Origin of the sequence: Olsenella phocaeensis, assembly GCF_048189965.1 — a bacterium.
Taxonomy (GTDB): Bacteria; Actinomycetota; Coriobacteriia; order Coriobacteriales; family Atopobiaceae; genus Olsenella_I; species Olsenella_I phocaeensis.
Genome location: NZ_DBEZHV010000005.1, coordinates 1 through 17,720 on the forward strand (window position 1 = coordinate 1; position 17,720 = coordinate 17,720).

Annotated in this window: 15 protein-coding genes; 8 read left to right on the top strand and 7 right to left on the bottom strand. The window is 67.9% G+C overall.

What is annotated here, in order from left to right; genetic code table 11:
* The first annotated feature begins 163 nt into the window (after window positions 1-163).
* From rlmD to ACMPH2_RS01555, 5 genes are all read left to right on the top strand, one after another.
* Window positions 164-1,507 (top strand): 23S rRNA (uracil(1939)-C(5))-methyltransferase RlmD, encoded by a 1,344-nt coding sequence (rlmD, locus tag ACMPH2_RS01535; RefSeq protein ID WP_417118427.1) that lies wholly within the window; start codon window positions 164-166, stop codon window positions 1,505-1,507.
* A 91-nt stretch (window positions 1,508-1,598) separates the two neighbouring features.
* Window positions 1,599-2,000, top strand: coding sequence for a GNAT family N-acetyltransferase (locus ACMPH2_RS01540; RefSeq protein ID WP_417118428.1), 402 nt, complete (start codon window positions 1,599-1,601; stop codon window positions 1,998-2,000).
* Window positions 2,001-2,190: 190 nt separating this feature from the next.
* Window positions 2,191-2,376 carry a ferredoxin gene (locus tag ACMPH2_RS01545; RefSeq protein ID WP_009279127.1) on the top strand — a complete coding sequence of 62 codons (186 nt, stop codon included), beginning with the start codon at window positions 2,191-2,193 and terminating at the stop codon, window positions 2,374-2,376.
* Between the two features lie 67 nt (window positions 2,377-2,443).
* The gene (locus tag ACMPH2_RS01550; RefSeq protein WP_009279126.1) at window positions 2,444-3,085 is read left to right on the top strand and encodes a Maf family protein; all 642 of its coding nucleotides are present in this window, start codon (window positions 2,444-2,446) and stop codon (window positions 3,083-3,085) included.
* Window positions 3,082-4,053 (top strand): P1 family peptidase, encoded by a 972-nt coding sequence (locus ACMPH2_RS01555; RefSeq protein WP_417118429.1) that lies wholly within the window; start codon window positions 3,082-3,084, stop codon window positions 4,051-4,053. The genes ACMPH2_RS01550 and ACMPH2_RS01555 overlap by 4 nt, the downstream gene beginning before the upstream one ends.
* A 207-nt stretch (window positions 4,054-4,260) precedes the next feature.
* Here ACMPH2_RS01555 and ACMPH2_RS01560 read toward each other — a convergent pair whose 3' ends face one another.
* Both ACMPH2_RS01560 and glf read right to left on the bottom strand, forming a co-directional pair.
* A complete protein-coding gene (locus ACMPH2_RS01560) occupies window positions 4,261-5,310 on the bottom strand; it encodes a glycosyltransferase family 2 protein (RefSeq protein WP_417118430.1) in 1,050 nt (349 codons plus the stop codon).
* A 27-nt stretch (window positions 5,311-5,337) separates the two neighbouring features.
* A complete protein-coding gene (gene glf / locus ACMPH2_RS01565; protein ID WP_062531262.1) occupies window positions 5,338-6,537 on the bottom strand; it encodes a UDP-galactopyranose mutase in 1,200 nt (399 codons plus the stop codon).
* Between the two features lie 214 nt (window positions 6,538-6,751).
* Between glf and pta the strand changes: the two genes are divergently transcribed.
* Window positions 6,752-7,729 carry a phosphate acetyltransferase gene (gene pta, locus ACMPH2_RS01570; RefSeq protein WP_417118431.1) on the top strand — a complete coding sequence of 326 codons (978 nt, stop codon included), beginning with the start codon at window positions 6,752-6,754 and terminating at the stop codon, window positions 7,727-7,729.
* A 97-nt stretch (window positions 7,730-7,826) separates the two neighbouring features.
* Here pta and ACMPH2_RS01575 read toward each other — a convergent pair whose 3' ends face one another.
* The 5 genes from ACMPH2_RS01575 to ACMPH2_RS01595 form a co-directional block, all read right to left on the bottom strand.
* The gene (locus ACMPH2_RS01575) at window positions 7,827-9,644 is read right to left on the bottom strand and encodes a [FeFe] hydrogenase, group A (RefSeq protein ID WP_417118432.1); all 1,818 of its coding nucleotides are present in this window, start codon (window positions 9,642-9,644) and stop codon (window positions 7,827-7,829) included.
* Window positions 9,638-11,467: an NAD(P)-binding protein gene (locus ACMPH2_RS01580; protein ID WP_417118433.1), complete on the bottom strand. Its 1,830-nt coding sequence runs from the start codon at window positions 11,465-11,467 to the stop codon at window positions 9,638-9,640. The genes ACMPH2_RS01575 and ACMPH2_RS01580 overlap by 7 nt, the downstream gene beginning before the upstream one ends.
* A 293-nt stretch (window positions 11,468-11,760) precedes the next feature.
* A complete protein-coding gene (gene pckA, locus ACMPH2_RS01585) occupies window positions 11,761-13,353 on the bottom strand; it encodes a phosphoenolpyruvate carboxykinase (ATP) (protein WP_417118434.1) in 1,593 nt (530 codons plus the stop codon).
* A gap of 162 nt (window positions 13,354-13,515) precedes the next feature.
* Window positions 13,516-14,907: an ATP-binding cassette domain-containing protein gene (locus ACMPH2_RS01590; RefSeq protein WP_417118435.1), complete on the bottom strand. Its 1,392-nt coding sequence runs from the start codon at window positions 14,905-14,907 to the stop codon at window positions 13,516-13,518.
* A gap of 3 nt (window positions 14,908-14,910) precedes the next feature.
* Window positions 14,911-15,915: an ABC transporter substrate-binding protein gene (locus ACMPH2_RS01595; protein ID WP_417118436.1), complete on the bottom strand. Its 1,005-nt coding sequence runs from the start codon at window positions 15,913-15,915 to the stop codon at window positions 14,911-14,913.
* A 98-nt stretch (window positions 15,916-16,013) separates the two neighbouring features.
* On the opposite strand from ACMPH2_RS01595, the gene ACMPH2_RS01600 reads away from it, so the two are divergent.
* Window positions 16,014-16,895 (top strand): aldose 1-epimerase family protein, encoded by an 882-nt coding sequence (locus tag ACMPH2_RS01600; protein WP_417118437.1) that lies wholly within the window; start codon window positions 16,014-16,016, stop codon window positions 16,893-16,895.
* 7 nt (window positions 16,896-16,902) lie between these two features.
* Window positions 16,903-17,466, top strand: a complete 564-nt coding sequence (locus ACMPH2_RS01605) for a GNAT family N-acetyltransferase (protein WP_417118438.1) — start codon at window positions 16,903-16,905, stop codon at window positions 17,464-17,466.
* The last annotated feature ends 254 nt before the right edge of the window (window positions 17,467-17,720 follow it).

A 17,720-nucleotide genomic window follows, 5' to 3' on the forward strand; every position in this document is an offset into this window, starting at 1 on the left:
CCCTTGACTCAATCTAATAAACCTTCCATACATATACTATAGATTTTCATTTTCATTCACCACTGAGAATCACGCCACTCCGGGCGGGAGGCGGGCGGTCGCCAGTTGCTAGAATCTTCTGGGACCCGGAAGTGGCCGGGACACGAGCCTTGGAGGGAAACCGGTGGCAGAAGAGGTGCGAGGGGAGCTCACGCTCAGGGTCGAGAGGATGGCCTACGGGCCCGACTCCGTCGCCCATCGCGACGACGGGAAGGCGGTCTTCGTGAGCGGCGGCGTTCCCGGGGACCTGGTGCGCGCACGCGTGGACCAGGACGGCAAGAGCCTCTCCCACGCAGTCGTCACCGAGGTGCTCGAGCCTTCGGAGATGCGGGTGCGCCCCGCCTGCCCCCTCGTCCCGGTCTGCGGCGGCTGTCCCTGGGCGGGGCTCTCCGAGGGCGCCCAGCTGGAGCAGAAGCGCTCCAGCGCGGTGGACGCGCTGGTGAGGATCGGCCACATGGACCCCGCTCGGGCTGAGTCGCTGGTCGCGCCCTGCGAGTCCCCCGGCGAGCGCTGGGGGTACCGCAACAAGGTCGAGCTCGCCTTCGAGCGTCACGGACGGCGCAGCCTGATCGGCATGCATGACAGGTCCGGGACGGGCGTGGTCAAGGTCGACTCCTGCCCCCTCCTCGACGCCCGCCACTCCAAGCTCACCAAGTCCGTCGCCGGCGCGCTGAGCTACCTCTCCAACTCCCACGGGCTCGACATCGACCGCGTGGGCATCAGGGCCTCCCGTCGCACGCGCGAGGTCGAGATTGCCCTGTGGACCGAGCCCGGCCCCTTCCCCCGGGCGCAGGTCGCGAAGGTGTTGCAGGAGGCGACAAGGGCGAGCTCAGTCGTGCGCGTGCTCACCAAGGGTCCCAAGAAGGCCCGGCGCGTGACGGGCGTGGAGCGGCTCTCGGGCGCGGGCTGCTGGGGCGAGCAGGTCGCGGGTGGGACAATGCTCCTCTCCGCCCCCTCCTTCTTCCAGGTCAACACCAAGGGCGCCGAGCGACTGGTCGAACTCGTGATGGAGGGGCTCGACCCAGACGAGGGCGACGTCGCCATGGACCTCTACTGCGGGGCGGGCACCTTCACCCTGCCCCTGGCGCGACGCGTCTCATGGGTGGACGCCGTCGAGTCATACGGACCCGCCGTCCGCGACCTCAGGCGCAACCTCGAGCGAGCGGGGCTCGACAACGTCGACGCCGTGGGTGGGGACGCAGGGCGCGAGTTCCCGGACTCCGATGCGGACGTGATCGTGGTGGACCCGCCGAGGGCAGGGCTTGCCGAGGACGTGGTGGAACGGCTCAGCGAGCAGCCGGCGCGCGCCATCGCCTACGTCTCGTGCGACCCGGCGACGCTCGCGCGCGACCTCGCGCGCTTCGGCGAGAGGGGGGTCTTCTCCCCCGTCCGCATCACTCCCGTGGACCTCTTCCCCCAGACCTTCCACGTCGAGTGCGTGACATTGCTGTCGAGGGCCCGGGGCTGAGGCCCGAGAGCCTCTAAGAGGCCGGATGGTGCCTTGGGGCTCGTGCTGTGGGCCGGACGCCGCAGGGGAAGTCGGAATCTGGGGGTGGCAGATGGAGATAAGGGAGTACACGGACTATCGCGAGGACGAGATACTGCCGCTCTATGATGCGGTGGGCTGGACGGCATACACGAGAGACCCCGCAGCTCTGCGAAACGGCTTCGTGCATTCTCTGCTGGTTTTGGCCGCTTACGAAGGCGACGAGCTGCTTGGTGTCATCAGGGCCGTCGGCGACGGCTTCACCATTGTGTTCATCCAGGATGTCCTGGTCTACCCCGAGAGGCAGCGGCAGGGAGTCGGCACGGCACTAGTCGAGGCCGTGCTCGACCGCTATGGCGACGTGCGCCAGATAGAGCTTGCGACCGACGACAACGAGAAGACCAAGGCCTTTTATCGGTCAATGGGGTTCCGTACGCTTTCGGAGCTGGGCTGTTGCGGATTCATGAGACGCTGATGACCTTCGGCCGCCACGCCCAACCCGAAGTGGGCCCATGCGTATGGCGTCCCTTTTGGACGGACGAGCCCCAGTGGCTCGCGCGCTACCCACATTGGCACTAGCGCTCCGGGCGAAGTAATAGTACAAAGGGGTCTAGAGAACTTGGGTAAGGGGCCTGGGTTCGGATTCAGAGTGAGAGGAAACCACCATGAAGGCAACTGTGAACGAGGATTGCATCGGCTGCGGTCTCTGCGAGTCCACCTGCGCCGAGGTCTTCGCCATCGGTGACGAGGGCGTCGCCGAGGTCATCGTCGACGAGGTCCCCGAGGAGAACGAGGACAGCGCCCAGGAGGCCGCCGACAACTGCCCCGTCAGCGCCATCACCGTCGAGTAGCACAGCTACCAACGAGCGTGACGCCCGGGAGCCGCTGACGCGGCTCCCTTTTTCTTGGAGGAACAGCATGCGCATCGCACTGGGATCTTCTTCGCCCCGCCGCCGCCAGCTGCTGGAGGAGGCGGGGTTCGAGCTCCTCGTGCTCCCACCTGAGGTCGACGAGACGCGCCAGGAGGGAGAGTCTCCCGTCGCCCTCGTCGAGCGCCTCGCGAGGATGAAGGCACAGGCCTGCCTTGCCCTCCCCCAGCTCCAAGCACCCGGGCGCTCCGGCTGCCAGGCCGTGGTCGCCGCGGACACCGTCGTCTGGATGCCCGGACGGGACGTCCTGGGCAAGCCTAGGGACACGCATGACGCGGCCCGCATGCTGAGGGAGCTGTCAGGGCGGGAGTCGCGGGTCTCGACCGGCGTCTGCCTGGCAGCGCTGCCCGAGCACGGCTCTCCCCGCCCGGCCTCCTTCGTCGAGACGACGACCGTGTCCTTCTGGGAGCTCACGCGCACCCAGATCGATGCCTATGCCCAGAGCGGTGAGCCGCTCGACAAGGCCGGTGCCTATGGCATTCAGGGGCGCGGCCGTTTCCTGGTACGCTCTATAGCCGGTGACTACCAGAACGTCGTGGGGCTTCCCGTCTCCCGGCTCGTCCGCGAGCTCTCGGACCTGCTGGGCGACGAGGTGGACCTCGCGGCCCAAGTGCTAGGAGGAGCGCAGTGAGCAGGATCGACGGAGCCGCCTTCCCCATTGCGGGCGTGTTCGCGGCGAGCGTGTCGAACCACGAGGCGGGCACGGGATGCACGGCCATCGTCTGCCCCGAGGGGGCGACGGGGGCCGTGGACGTGCGAGGGGGAGCCCCCGCCACGAGGGAGACGGACCTCCTGAGGCCCGAGGAGACCGTGAGCAAGCTCCACTGCGTCGTGCTGTCGGGCGGCAGCGCCTACGGGCTCGCGGCGGCCTGCGGAGCGGCCGAGAAGCTCGAGCGCAGGGGCATCGGCCTCGACGTCGGGGTAGGCGTCGTCCCCATCGTGAGCTCCGCCTGCGTCTTCGACCTCGCCTGTGGTTCCCCCGACGTCCGTCCGGGGACGGCGGAGGGCGCGCTCGCCGTGGCCCGTGCGCTTGACGAGAGGGACCGTGAGCTCGAGGCGGGCAACCACGGCGCTGGCTGCGGCTGCACCGTGGGCAAGCTCCGCGGGCCCGCCCACGCGATGAAGGGCGGCCTAGGACGGGCGACCGCAAGTTCCGGCGAACTCGTCTGCTGCGCCATCGCCGCGGTGAACGCCTTCGGGAACGTGGTCGACCCAAAGGACGGAAGCCCCGTCGCGGGCACCCTATCAAACGAGGGCCGTCCCCTCGACCTCGCGGGGTCACTCGCGGCCCACTCTGACCATGTGCCCTTCCTGAGGACCAACACGACCATCTCCTGCGTGGTGACCAACGCCTTCCTCACGAAGGCCCAGGCCACCAAGGTGGCGCAGATCTCCGCCGACGCCTACGCGCACGCCATCAAGCCCACCCACACCACCAACGACGGCGACACCATCTTCGTGATGGCGACCGGAGAGGTCGAGGTGACGGTCGACGAGGTGGGCATGCTCGCCACGAGGGCGCTCGAGGAGGCCATCGTGGACGGCGTCCGCTCCGCCGAGGGCGCCTACGGCTTCCCTGCCGTCAGCGACCTCGAGTGAGGTGTTGACAGGCCGATCGTCGTGCGACTAGGCCCCTCCGCTTCGCAGGTGGGCCTTTTTACGGCTCGACAGGCTAGAAAACTGCGCACGGTATCTTTCCAGAGCGAGAATCATCTGGGCAAACGTCACGCGTCTTCACAATTCGACGCTATCGTGCGCAGTTTTCCGCTTGGGTGCCCCGATGAGGCGGGCGTCCGCCAGGGACGGCTAGTTGAACTTGACCAGCCTCCGGGCGATGCGGTAGATGCCGACCGTGGCCCTTCGGCCACCCTCTCCGGGAAGGTTCATGGCGATGCCCACGAGCCCGTTGCGCGCCCTCCAGTACATGCGCGCGTCGAACTGCCGGAGCTCCTTCCAGAGCGAGTCGAGGTCGTCCATGGCGGAGGGATCGTCAGAGAGCTTCGAGAAGATGGAGCAGGCGGCCATCATGAGGGTGAAGTGGCCCACCATGTAGCTCCGCAGGCGACGGCTCGGTATGTCGTCGTAGAGATGGTAGGCGCGCATCATCACGCGGGTGACCCGAAGCTGCTGGTCGATGCGCGATACCATCACGTCCTCGTTCACCGACTGGTCCTCCCGCCCGATGAAGTAGCGGTAGAGGTCCACGTCCAGGTAGTAGAGGGTGCGGCAGCGCGGCAGGGGGACGTAGGCGTAGATGTTGTCCACGTAGAAGGTGTGCGCCGGCATGGGCACCCCGCCGTCGCGCAGCACGTCGGTGCGGTAGCAGAGGGCGTGCATCAACATGTTCTGGGCCATGTTGAAGTGGCCGATCCTGTCCCACCCGATGATCTTGCGCTTGGGAAGGGCGAACCCGTAGTCGACGACGTTCTGCTTGCCGTCCTCCGCATGCTCGTACACGTAGTTGGTCACCACGAGGTCGACGCGCGTCTCGTAGGCAATGAACTCGCGCAGGGTCTTGAGCAGGGCCCGGAGGGCTTCCTCGTCGACCCAGTCGTCGGAGTCGACGATCTTGAAGTAGGTGCCGTCCGCAGCCTCCAGGGCGGCGAGCACCGCCATTCCGTGCCCGCCGTTCTCCTGGTGCACGACCTTCACCAAGCCAGGAAAGCGGCCCTCCCACTCACGGGCCTTGGCCAGCGTGTCGTCCTTCGTGGACCCGTCGTCCACGATGACGATCTGGACGTCCTCGGCGTGGCCCGAACCCTCGAGAATGGACCCGATGCAATGGTCCATGTACTCGGCGGAGTTGTAGCACGGCACGCCAAAGCTGATCGTCTTCTTCTGACTCGTCTGCGACATCAATCGGACCTCGACCGGGACCCTCGGCTAGTGGTTGGAGATGATCTCGTCGGAGAGCTCGAGCGCGGAGGCGGTGACGCCGTCCATGTCGTAGTAGCGGTACTCGGCGAGACGACCCACCACGTGGAAGTTGACAAGCCCGCTCGTGCGGTCGCGGTAGCGACGGTAGAGCTCGAGGTTCTCGGGCTCATTGATGATGTAGTACGGGGTCTCGCCCACGCCGGGGATGTAGCTGCGGGAGTACTCGCGCATGATGGTCGTCTTGCCCGGAAGGACCTGGCCGGTGAGGTGCTTGAACTCCGTGATGCGGGTGAAGTTCTCGCTCACGGTGTAGTTGACGGTGCCCACGGGCTGGAACTGGTCCATGTCCAGGGTCTCGAAGACCATGTCGAGCGTGCGGTACGGCAGTGCGCCGAGGTCGAAGCCGTAGAGCTCGTCCAGGGGACCGGTGTAGATGACCTCGCCGCCAAAGGGCCTGCCGCAGACGTTGACCACGCCGTCCGCCGTGCTGAGGAGGTCCCGGGCATCGACGCCCACGTAGACCTTGATCAGGTCGTGGTCGAGCATGCGCTCGAACATGGCGGTATAGCCGTCGGCGGGCATGCCCTGGTTGGGCGCCAGGGGGAAGTAGCGGTCGTCGTCGCCCACGAAGACGGGAACGCGGCCCATGACGGAGGGGTCGATCTGGTCGGGCGTCTTGCCCCACTGCTTCATCGTGTAGTGCAGGAAGACGTTCTCGTAGACGTAGTCCGCCACCTCGGAGAGGTCGGGGTCGTTCTTCTCGCGCAGCTCCATGATGGGGACCTTCTTGTCCATGCCGAAGGTCGCGACGAGCTTCTGGAAGAGCCGCTCTCCCCTCTCCTCGCCGAAGGCGAGCTTGAGGGACGTGTGGTTAAAGGGGACGGGCATGAGGGTGCCATGCACGTCGGCGAGGACTTTGTGCTGGTACTCCGTCCAGTCGGTGAAGCGCGAGAGGAACTGGTGGGCGCGCTCGTCGGAGGTGTGGAAGATGTGCGGGCCGTACTTGTGCACCAGCACGCCGGCCTCGTCCTCGTAGTCGTAGGCGTTGCCCGCCACATGGCCGCGGCGCTCGAGGATGCAGACCTTGAAGCCGCAGGCCTCGGCCAGACGGCGCGCGCAGACGGCACCGGCGTATCCGGCCCCCACGACGATGGCGTCGAAGGAGGAGGGGTTGAAGTCGTCCGGAAGGCCTGCGTTGAGGTTCATGGTCGTTTCCCTTCGATGGGCGGCCCGCACGTGACGCGGGCGCTGCGCACAAATAAATCGAGTTGCAGGCCCCTGCCCGCGGCTCGATTCCTTGGTCGATTCTATCACGCCGCCCTATAATGGGGAGGATTGCACCCAAAAGCCAGGCCCAGGCCCCATAGATTGGGGCCGAGCGGCCTTCTTGGGCAGGGAACAACAACCAGAAGGAGAGTCGATGAGCGAGTTTCTGCAGCGCATGAAGGACGCAGCCAAGGCCGACGTCAAGACCGTCGTCCTGCCCGAGGGCGAGGACCCCCGCACCATCGAGGCGGCCAGGAAGATCGTCGCCGAGGGCCTGGCGAAGCTCGTCATCCTGGGTGACCCCTCCCAGATCGACGTCGAGGGCGCAGAGGTCATCGACCCCAGGACCAGCGAGCGGCACGAGGCATACGCCCAGAAGTTCGCCGAGCTGCGCGCGAAGAAGGGCGTGACCATCGAGCAGGCCCGCGAGCAGATGGACGACGCCACCTACTTCGGCACCATGATGGTGAAGATGGGCGACGCGGACGGCCTGGTCTCGGGCGCCTGCCACTCCACCGCCAACACCCTGCGTCCCGCGCTGCAGATCCTGAAGACCGCCCCTGGCACCAAGCTCGTCTCAGCCTTCTTCATCATGTGCACCGACAAGGCGGAGTACGGCCAGGACGGCACGCTGCTCTTCGCCGACTGCGGTCTGAACATCGACCCCACCGCCGAAGAGCTGTCCGAGATCGCCATCGCCTCGGCCAACACCTGGAAGCAGTTCATGAGCGACGAGCCCAAGGTCGCCATGCTCTCCTTCTCCACCAAGGGCTCCGCCAAGGGAGAGGTCCCCGAGAAGGTCCAGGAGGCCACCCGCCTCGCCAACGAGAAGGCCCCCGAGCTCGCCCTCGACGGCGACCTCCAGCTCGATGCCGCCCTCGTGAAGAGCGTCGCCGCCCTCAAGGCCCCCGAGTCAAAGGTCGCCGGCAACGCCAACATCCTGGTCTTCCCCGACCTCGAGGCGGGCAACATCGGCTACAAGCTGGTCCAGCGCTTCGCCGGCGCCGAGGCCTACGGCCCGGTGCTCCAGGGCATCGCCAAGCCCGTCAACGACCTGTCGCGCGGCTGCTCCGCCGACGACATCGTGGGCGTCGTCGCCATCACCGCCGTCCAGGCCCAGATGGCCGAGTAGCCCCTCCGGCACAGGCCCCAGGACGAACGGTGGCCCCTCTCGCCCACATGGGCGAGAGGGGCCACCTCCTTTTCTGGCGAACCCCGTGCCTGGAAGCCTAGCGTCTCGCCAGCGCCGCGTCCGGGGCGGACTCCGCCTCGCGTATCCACTCCGCGGGCATCTTCCAAGCCCGGAGGTCGGTGTGCAGCAGCTCCTCGGCGAGCTCGGAGTTGGGCTCTCCGAAGAACTCCTCGTAGCAGCGCCTGACGGCGGGGCTCTCGTAGGAGTTGCGCCACTCCGAGCGCCTGTCGAAGCCGTAGAGCGCCTGCCCGCGCACGCCGGCAAGCTCCTGCCCCTCGTGGATGGGCTGCCCGCCGCCGCCCACGCAGCCGCCGGGGCAGGCCATGACCTCGACGAAGTCGTATTGGGCCTCTCCCGAGACCAGCGCCTTGCAGAGGGCGTCGGCATTGGCCAGCCCGTGAGCGACGGCCACCCTGAGCGTGGTCCCCGCCAGGTCGAAGCTGGCCTCCTTCCATCCCTCGAGGCCCCTCACGTCGCCGAACATGTCGTCCTTGGGCGGCCTCCCGCTCACCAGGTAGTGCGCGGTCCTGAGCGCGGCCTCCATGACGCCGCCCGTGGCCCCGAAGATGATGCCCGCGCCTGTCCCCACGCCCAACGGCTCGTCGAAGGGCTCCTCCCCGAGGCTCGCCACGTCCACGTGGTCCGCCCTCAGGAGCCGTTCGAGCTCGCGCACCGTGAGCGCGCAGTCGACATCGGGGTCCCCGCAGGCGTCGTTCATGTTGGGATAGGCGCACTCCGCCTTCTTCGCCACGCAGGGCATGATCGAGAGCGAGAAGACCTTGTGGGGGTCGAGCCCCAGCAGCTGGGCGTAGTAGCTCTTCACCACGGCGCCGAACATCTGCTGGGGGCTCTTGCTGGTGGACACGTCGTCCACCAGCTCGGGGTGGTGCGCCTTCACGAAGCGGACCCAAGCGGGGCAGCAGGAGGTCATGAGCGGGTAGGGACGGCCCTCGCCCAGGTGGCGGAGGAGCTCGGTGCCCTCCTCCATGATGGTGAGGTCGGCCGCCACGTCGGTGTTGACCACGTAGTCGAAGCCCATGTGACGGAGGGCGGAGACGAGGCGCCCCATGCCCGCCGTCTCCCCCAGGCCCCAATGGTCGCCCCAGGAGGTGCGCACGGAGGGGGCTATCTGGACGACGGTCGTCACCTCGGAGTCCTGGAGCGCGTCGTAGACGCGGGACACGTCGTCGCGTTCGCGCAGCGCACCCACCGGGCAGTGGGTGATGCACTGGCCGCAGAGCGTGCAGTCCACGTTGAGGATGCTGGCCCCGTCGGCCACGTCCACCGTGGTGTGGGTCGCGCGGTTGGTGATCCCCCAGACGTGCGAGGCCTGGACCTTGTCGCAGACCTGGATGCAGCGCATGCAGCGGATGCACTTGTCGTTGTTGCGTATGAGGGGGAAGCCCTGCGGCCAGGAGCCATGGGGAAGGATGGTGGGATATGGCATGCCCACGAGGCCAAGGTCGTTTGACACCTCCTGCAGCGAGCAGTTGCCCGAGCGCACGCAGGTCGTGCAGGTCGCGTCATGCTGCGAGAGGAGCAGGAGCACGTTCTCGCGGCGGGCGCACCTCACCTTGGGGCTGTTGGTGAGGACTTCCATCCCCTCTTCGACGCAGTTGTTGCAGGAGGCGACGAGGCGCTCTCGGCCCTTGACCTCCACGACGCAGACACGACAGGAGCCGATCTCGTTCAGCTCCCTCAGGTAGCAGAGGGTCGGGACCTTGGACCCCGCGGCGCGGCAGGCGTCCAGGATGCTGGTGCCTGCGGGGACCGTGACGGGCGTCCCGTCCACGACGAGGCTCACCGCCTTGGTCGCGACGTCCCTCTCGCCTTGCTCGTGCTCGTGTCCTACCACTGGATCTCCCTCCCCCCACGGAAGGCTCCGAAGCCGAAGTGGTCGCAACGCAGGCAGCGCGAGGACTCCTGCAGCGCCTCCTCGGGCGTGAGCCCGCGCTCTATCTCCTCGAAGTCCCGCTTCCTCTCCCCCGCCTCCCGCAGGATGGTCTCGCAGCGGGCGCAGTGCCCCATGTCCTCGAGCTGGGGTGCGGGCACGTCGACGTCGAGCTCGATCCTGTGGTCGAAACCCAAGTAGTTGTCGATGTTGCCCGCGGCCACCTTGCCGGCGTTTATTGCCTTGATGACGGTGGCGGGACCCGTCTGGCAGTCCCCGCCCGAGAAGACGCCCTCGAGCTCGGGGATGCTCGCGTCGGTCTGGGTCGAGATGCGGCCCCAGGAGGTGGGGATGCCCAACCCCTCGAAGGGTGCCGACTCGATGGCCTGGCCGATGGCGACGACCACGCGGTCGCAGGCGATGGTGCGCTCGGGCGCCGAGGCAGGTCGGGGAGTCGGCCTGCCCCCGCGGTGCCCGCCGATGAGCTGGGGCTGGACCACGAGCCCCGCGACCCTGCCCTCGGAATCGGCCTCTATGCGGACAGGGGCGTTGAGCTCCAGGATCTCGCAGCCCTCGGCCCGGGCGCCCTCGATCTCCTCGTCCTGCGCCGTCATGTCGCAGGCACGGCGGCGGTACACGATGTAGACGCGCTCGGCGCCGCAGCGCACGCTGGAGCGCGCGACGTCCATGGCAACGTTGCCGCCGCCCACGACGCAGACGTGCTGTCCCGAGAAGTCGGGCATCTCTCCGTCGCCGATGGAGCGCAGCATGTCCACCGCGCTCTCGACCCCCGGCAGCCCTTCCCCCGCTATGTCCAGCTTCTTGTCGCCATGGGCGCCGATGGCCAGGTAGACGGCATCGTATCCCTCGCGCAGGCGCGCGAGGCCGACCGCGTCGACCTTCTCGTCCATGCGGACCGTGACGCCCTGGCCCACGATCCAGCCGATCTCCTGGTCCAGCCGCTCGCGCGGGAGGCGGTAGGCGGGGATGCCGTAGCGCAGCATGCCGCCCAGATGGTGCCGGGCCTCGAAGACCGTGACCTCGTGCCCCATCAGCGTCAGGTAGTAAGCGCAGCTGAGGCCGGCGGGACCGCCCCCCACCACACAGACCCTCTTGCCCGTCGAAGCGGCACGAGCGGGCTCCTCGGGAGTCCCCTCGTGCTCGCAGGCAAAGCGCTTGAGCGCGCGGATGTTGATGGGGTCGTCCACCATCCCGCGGCGACAGTTCCTCTCGCAGGGATGCTCGCAGACCAGGCCGCAGACCAGAGGAAAGGGGTTATCCTTCCTGATGAGGCGGACGGCGTCCGCGCACCTGCCCGCCCGGACGAGCGCAAGGTAGCCGGGCACGTCCACGCCAGCGGGGCACCCCGCCACGCAGGGCACGCTGGGAGCCAGGGCGCTCGCGCAGGAGTTGTGGCTCACGTGGCTCACGAAGTCGTCCCTGAAGCCCCTCACGGCCCTCAGGGCCATGGCGCCGGCCTCGTAGCCTATGGCGCAGTCGCTCGAGAGGTAGGCCGTCTGGGCGAGCCGCTCGATCTCGTCGATCGTCGCCATCGTCGCCGTGCCCGTGAGCACGTCGCTCAGGAGGTGCCTGAGCGCCCTGAGCCCCACGCGGCAGGGCGTGCACTTGCCGCAGCTCTGTGTCGCGCACATGTTGACGAACGACATCGTGAACTCGACCGGGCAAGGGGCGAGGGAGCTCACCTCGAGCCGCCTGCCCACCGAGGCATGCAGCTCGTCCATCACCTTCTGCTCGGGAGTCAGTTCCAACAGATGAAATCGAGCCATCTGCCCCCCTATGGTCTGGGGCGCGCCCGCGCCCGGCCTGAGCGTGGCCGCGTTCCTCTCCCCTGGCCACGCACCTGAATGTATATAGCTAAGGATGGGCCAAGGGCTGTCGTTTGGGGACCGAGGGGGCCGTTGCGAGGGAACCAGTGGAAGGAAAGCGGGGATGGGTGGCCGGGCGAGAGGGGCGCGCGGCCGAGGTCAGAGGCGACGTCGCACCGGAACGTGGCACAGGCTCCGACGGGGGCCGGCCCCCGGGAGCCAACGCCGCACGCTGGCCCCGGGAGCCGACGGCGCTAGGCGGGGTTGGGTCCCGCGGCCCTCACGGCAGGGTCCATGTCGGGGTACTTCTCGCGTGCGTTCTCCACGAACATGCCCGCAAGCTGGCGGGCGACGCCATCATAGGCGGCCTTGTCCGCCCAGGTTCCACGCGGGTTCAGGACACGGCTGTCAACGCCCTCGATGTGCTGGGGCACGTCCACGTTGAACACGGGGTCGTGGACGAACTCCGCCTCCTCGACCGAGCCGTTGAGCGCCGCCGAGACCATGAGACGGGTGGAAGCGAGGTCCATGCGCATGCCCACGCCGTAGGGGCCTCCCGTCCAGCCCGTGTTGATCAGGTAGACCCTGGTGCCGGCCTTGTCGATCTTCTTGCCGAACATGTCGGCATAGAGCAGGGGCGAGAGCGGCATGAAGGGCTCGCCGAAGAGGGTCGAGAAGGTGGGCTGGGGCTCGTCCACCCCGCGCTCGGTGCCCGCGACCTTGCTGGTGAAGCCGCTCAGGAAGTGGTACATGGCGCCGTTCTTGTCCAGGCGCGAGATGGGCGGGAGCACGCCGAAGGAGTCGCAGGTCAGGAAGATGATCACGTTGGGATAGCGCCCCTGGCCCATGACCTGGGCGTTGTCGATGAAGTCGATGGGGTACGCCACGCGCGTGTTCTCGGTCAGGGTGCCGTCGAAGTAGTCGGGCTTGCGGGTGGCGTTGTCCACGATCACGTTCTCGCAGATGCTGCCGAAGCGGATGGCGTTGTAGATCTGGGGCTCGGTCGCGGACGAGATGCGGATGGCCTTGGCGTAGCAGCCGCCCTCGAAGTTGAAGACGCTCCCCTCCGCCCAGCCGTGCTCGTCGTCACCGATGAGCATGCGGTCCGGGTCGGCCGAGAGCGTGGTCTTGCCCGTGCCGGAGAGGCCGAAGAAGACGGCCGTCTCGCCCGTGACGGGGTCCATGTTGGCCGAGGAGTGCATGGGCAGGACGCCCTCCTCGAGGGGCATGAGGTAGTTCATGACCGAGAAGATGGACTTCTTGATCTCGCCCGAGTACATGGTCCCCGCGATGAGGACCTCGCGCTCCTGGAAGTTGATGAGGACGGCCGCCTCGGAGTGGGTCCCGTAGGTCGCGGGGTCCAGCCGCAGCGTGGGGGCGACGAGGACGCTGAAGTCCTGGGGCTCGAAGTCCGCCAGCTGGCGCTTAGACGGCCTGACCAGGAGCTGGCGGGCAAAGAGGGCCTGGCTCGCGCGCTCGCAGACCACGAGGAACTTGCGGCACCAGCGGCGATCGGCGCCGGCGATGGCGTGGACCACATAGAGGTCGCGCGTGCTCAGATGGTCGACCACGGCCTTCTTGACCCTCTCGTAGCCCTCGACGTCGAAGGGACGGTTGACGGCGCCCCAGGCGATGTCGTCGTGCACGTCGGGCGTGTCCACGATGAAGCGGTCCTCGGGGGAGCGACCGGTGTAGCGGCCCGTCTCCACGTACAGGGCGCCGCGCGAGGTCAGGCGACCCTCGTTGGCGAGCAGGGCCTTCTCCACCAGGACGGCCGGGGCCGCGTCCACCTGGATGGCACCCCTGCAGTTGACAAGACCGCAGGCAGCAAGCTGGTCTTGAATCATGACCCACCTCCTTCTCCATGGCCGCGGGCACGGGCTGGGACACGGCGCCGCGGGAGTTCAACCCATCCAGCATATGGGAAGGCCGGAGGTGCCGGGAGTTTATTAACAAAGCTTAACGAGGGACGCGCCATGGGACGGGCCGGCGCCAGGTCCGCCCGCTCGCTAGCGCGTGGGTCGCAGGGAGAGGGGGCGCGCGCCCAGGGCGCGCAGGTCCCCCCCGTCGTGGGAGGCCATGACGAGGGTCCGGCCGCCGAGGAGCCGGTCCACGAGGGAGCGGCAGCGCCCGCGCGCGTCTGGGTCGAGTCCCGCGAAGGGCTCGTCCAGAAGGACGGTGTTCGAGGGCGAGAGGAGCGCGCGCACGAGCTCGACGCGCCTGCGCTGCCCACCGGAGAGCTCGCCCACGGGTCGAAGGGGATCCACGCCGGGAAGGGCCTCCGCCAGGGTGCGCTCGACCTCGTCGCGCGCGCGGCCGCGCGCGCAGAGGAGGACGTTCTGGAGCGCCCCCATCTCGTCGACGAGGAGGCTTCCCTGGGTCTGGACGGAGAAAGGCGCGCCTCCGCGCAGCTCACCCGCCGTGGGAGCGAGGACGCCGTCGAGCAGGCGCAGGAAGGTGGTCTTCCCCGAGCCGGAGGCGTCGTTCAGGCAGGCGCGCGAGCCGGGCGCGAGCTCGAGGTCGAGTCCCTCGATGACGGAAGGGCCACCATACGAGAAGCGAAGCCCCCTGGCCACGATGGGCGTCAGGGGCGGAAGGGCACGCCCCTCTCCTCCGCCCCCTCGTCCCAGGCCCATGAGGGAGAGTCTGCGACAGAGCGGGCCGGAGGCCTCCAGCAGCGCCACGACGAGCGCCTCGCTGAGCCTCGACGCCAGGATGACCAGCGCCGTCCAGGCGAAGACGTCCGAGGTCTCGAGCAGGAGCTTGGCCTGGAAGACGCGCTCCCCCACGCTGCCCAGGGATGAGCCGACGAGTTCGGCGGCCACAGCGGCCTTCCACGCCATCCCCACGGCGCTCCGGGAGGCGGCGACCACGAAGGGGAGCACCTGCGGCCAAAAGCTGGCGAGGAGACTCCTCCAGAGGGGGACCCTCATGACGGAGAGGAGCGACGACATCCCTCGGTCTAGCTCGGACAGCCCCTCCAGGACGGCAAAGAGCAGGGGCGGGAAGCAGGCGAGGAACACCGCCGCCTCGGCGACGCGCGCCGCCCCGAACCACAGGAGGAGCAGGACGATGACGCACACGATGGGGGCGCTCTTGAGCACCGTCACGCCGGGAAGGACGACGCGTCGGACGGCGGGGAAGGCGTCGAGCGTCCATCCCAGCGGGAGGGCCAAGAGGAGCGAGGCGGCAAAGCCCAGGGCGACGTGCGCGAGCGTCGCCGACCCCACCCGGACGAGCGTCCCTGCGGCAGCGAGGCGCGCGAGGCTCCCGAGCACGGCCAGGGGGCCAGGCAGCAGGAGCTCGCTCGAGACGAGGAGGCTCGCGACCTGCCAGGCGCCAAGCCAGAGCAGGCAGGCCGCGAGCCACGAGGCAAACCTATGGGAGCGGCTTCCCCTCAAGGGCTAGCCCTGGAAGTAGAAGTCCTTGGGAGGGAGGCTCCCGCCCACGGAGCTGGCGTCGACGGAGGCGATCGCCCCGAGGTAGCCCGAAAGCGCGCCTTCCATCTCGCTGCCGGTCAGGCAGACCAGGTGGCAGGCGGGAATGGCCTTCTCGACGACCTTCTCGTTGTCCATGATCCCGGCGGCCACCACCTTCGGGGAGACGCCAGCGGGGTCGGAGTTGGCGGCATCCACCGACGCCGCATGCTCCTTCAGGAACTCCTCCACGGCAGCCGGGTGGTCCCTCAGGAAGTCGTTGCGCACGACGGTGACGCCGGTGACCATAGTGGCGCCCTCGCCCGTCGCCGCCCAGGCATCGTTGAGGTCGATTGCAGCGCGCAGCGAGGGGTTCTTCGAGGTTGCCGCGGTCACGTAGGGCTGGGGCAGCACACCGACCGCAGACGGGTCTGCCACGAGGGCGGCCACGACCTCGGTGGGGGCGCTCTTGAACTCGAGGGTCACCTTGTCTGCAAGCTCCGACTTCTGGAGCAGGTACTGCATGACGAACTCGGGCGTCGTGCCCTTGCCGGTCATGTAGACCGTCCTGCCGGCGAGGTCGGCGAGGCTCGACACGCCCTCGTCGCCCGTCACGACGGAGAGTACGCCCAGCGTGTTGACGTCGATGACCGAGACGGCCCCCTTGGTCTTGTTGTAGAGGACGGAGGCGACGTTGGCGGGAACCAAGGCAACGTCGAGGTCACCGCTCACGACGGAGGGGACGATCTCGTCGGCGGAGGAGGCGATGGTGAAGCTGTAGGCGTTCGCGGTGCCGCCACCAGCCGCCCGGTCCATGAAGGACGCGAGGCCGATGGAGGTGGGACCCTTGAGGGAGCCGACGCGCACCTCGGTCACTCCCTGGGACCCCGTCGCATTCTGCCCCTGCCACGGCGCGCCAGCGCAGCCGACAAGGGCGAGGGCGAGGAGGACCACCACGAACGACGCGAGCGGGAACAGCTTCCTCTTGTGCATGCCTGAGCCTTCCTTTGCCTGGGGGATGTACTATCTATGTGCTCACACATTGCACATATTACTGCATCCAACTCAAGCGTTCGGGGCGGGAGGACGGCATGGAGGACACGGCACGCATCTCCTCTGGTCAAATCGAGGCCGAGGTCAGCAGGCTTGGGGCTCAGCTCATGAGCCTCAAGGCGGGCGGTACGGAGTGCCTGTGGCAGGGAGACCCCCGTTGGTGGCCCCGCCGGGCGCCCGTCCTCTTCCCCATCGTGGGCAACCTCAGGGGAGACCACGCCACCAGCGCTCGGGGAGAGATACGCCTCGGCAGGCACGGCCTCGCCCGCAACGAGGAGTTCTCGTTGGTGGAGCGGGAGGGGAACCGCGTCCTCCTGGAGCTCGAGTCGAACGAGGGAACGCGCCGGTCCTTCCCCTACGACTTCAGGCTGCGCCTCTCGTACGCCATCGACGAGAGCTCGCTCGTGCAGGGCTTCGAGGTCACCAACACCGGCTCGCACGACCTTCCCTATGTGCTGGGGGGCCATCCCGCCTTCAACGTCCCGGCTGTGGGAGCCTCCGATGGCTTCGATGCCTACCGCCTCGAGTTCGCCGAGCCTTGGACCTACGCCGCTCCGCGGATCGACGTCTCAACCGGCCTCCTCGACTTCCAGGACCGCCTCCCCCTCCTGGACGGCTGCTCCGTCCTGCCGCTGACCCACAGGACCTTCGACGTCGACACCCTGGTCCTCGAGGACGTCCCGCAGAGGCAGGTTCGTCTCGTGGGGCCGGAGGGACACGGCATCAGGGTCGACTTCGCGGGATTCGACTACCTCGGCGTCTGGTCTGCCGCCGGGGACGCGCCCTTCGTCGCGCTCGAGCCCTGGACGGGCTGCGCCACGGCGGAGGACGAGGACGACGTGTTCGAGCACAAGCGGGGCATGAGGCTCCTCTCGCCCGGACAGACAGACCGCCTCTCCTTCGTCGTCACCCCCTTCTAGGGACGTCATGTCGGAACGACGCATCAGGACGGCAAGGAATCGCGAGCTCGACGACGTCATGCACGCGCTCGAGTCGTCGCGCTCCTTCATGCGCGCACGGGGCAACCCACAATGGGAACGCTCCTTCCCCACGAGGGCGGAGCTGACGTCGGAGCTCAGGCGCGGCACCCTCATGGTCTGCGAGGAGGAGGGCGAGGGGGTCGTCGGATGCTTCGTCCTCGCGCCGGGGCCAGACCCCTGCTACCTGCGAATCGACGATGGAGACTGGCTGGACGACGGCCCCTACTTCGTCGTGCACCGCTTTGCCACGCTTCGTCAGGGCAACGGAGTCGGCTCCTTCATGATGGCTTGGCTCTGCGAGACGGCAGACAGCCTGCGCATGGACACCCACGAGCTCAACCTGCCCATGCAGGGGCTGCTCGAGAGGCATGGCTTCAGGCGCTGCGGGGTCATCTGCCTTTCCAACGGAGAGGAACGACTCGCCTACCAGTACCTCTCCCCCACGCACGAGCCAGAGTCGCGGGGCATCCTGGGATGGCTTCCTTGGCGCAAGGGCGGGCTTGGCAAGTAAGAGGAGCCACGACAGGGCCCTGCCAGGCGAAGGGAACTCACCCGCAGCAGCGCAGCAACTCAAGACTTTCGACAGCGCAGTAGCTCAAGACTCTCGACTATACAGGCCGACCAGGCCTCGCGAGTGCGCAAGCTGAAGGGTTAAGGTTGCACACTCGAGAGACGCTGGCTTCCTCTCAACTGGGAAAACACTGGGGAGAGGGACGTCGAATGCGCAACCTTAAGGTTTCAGCTTGCGCACTCGACATAGCGAGG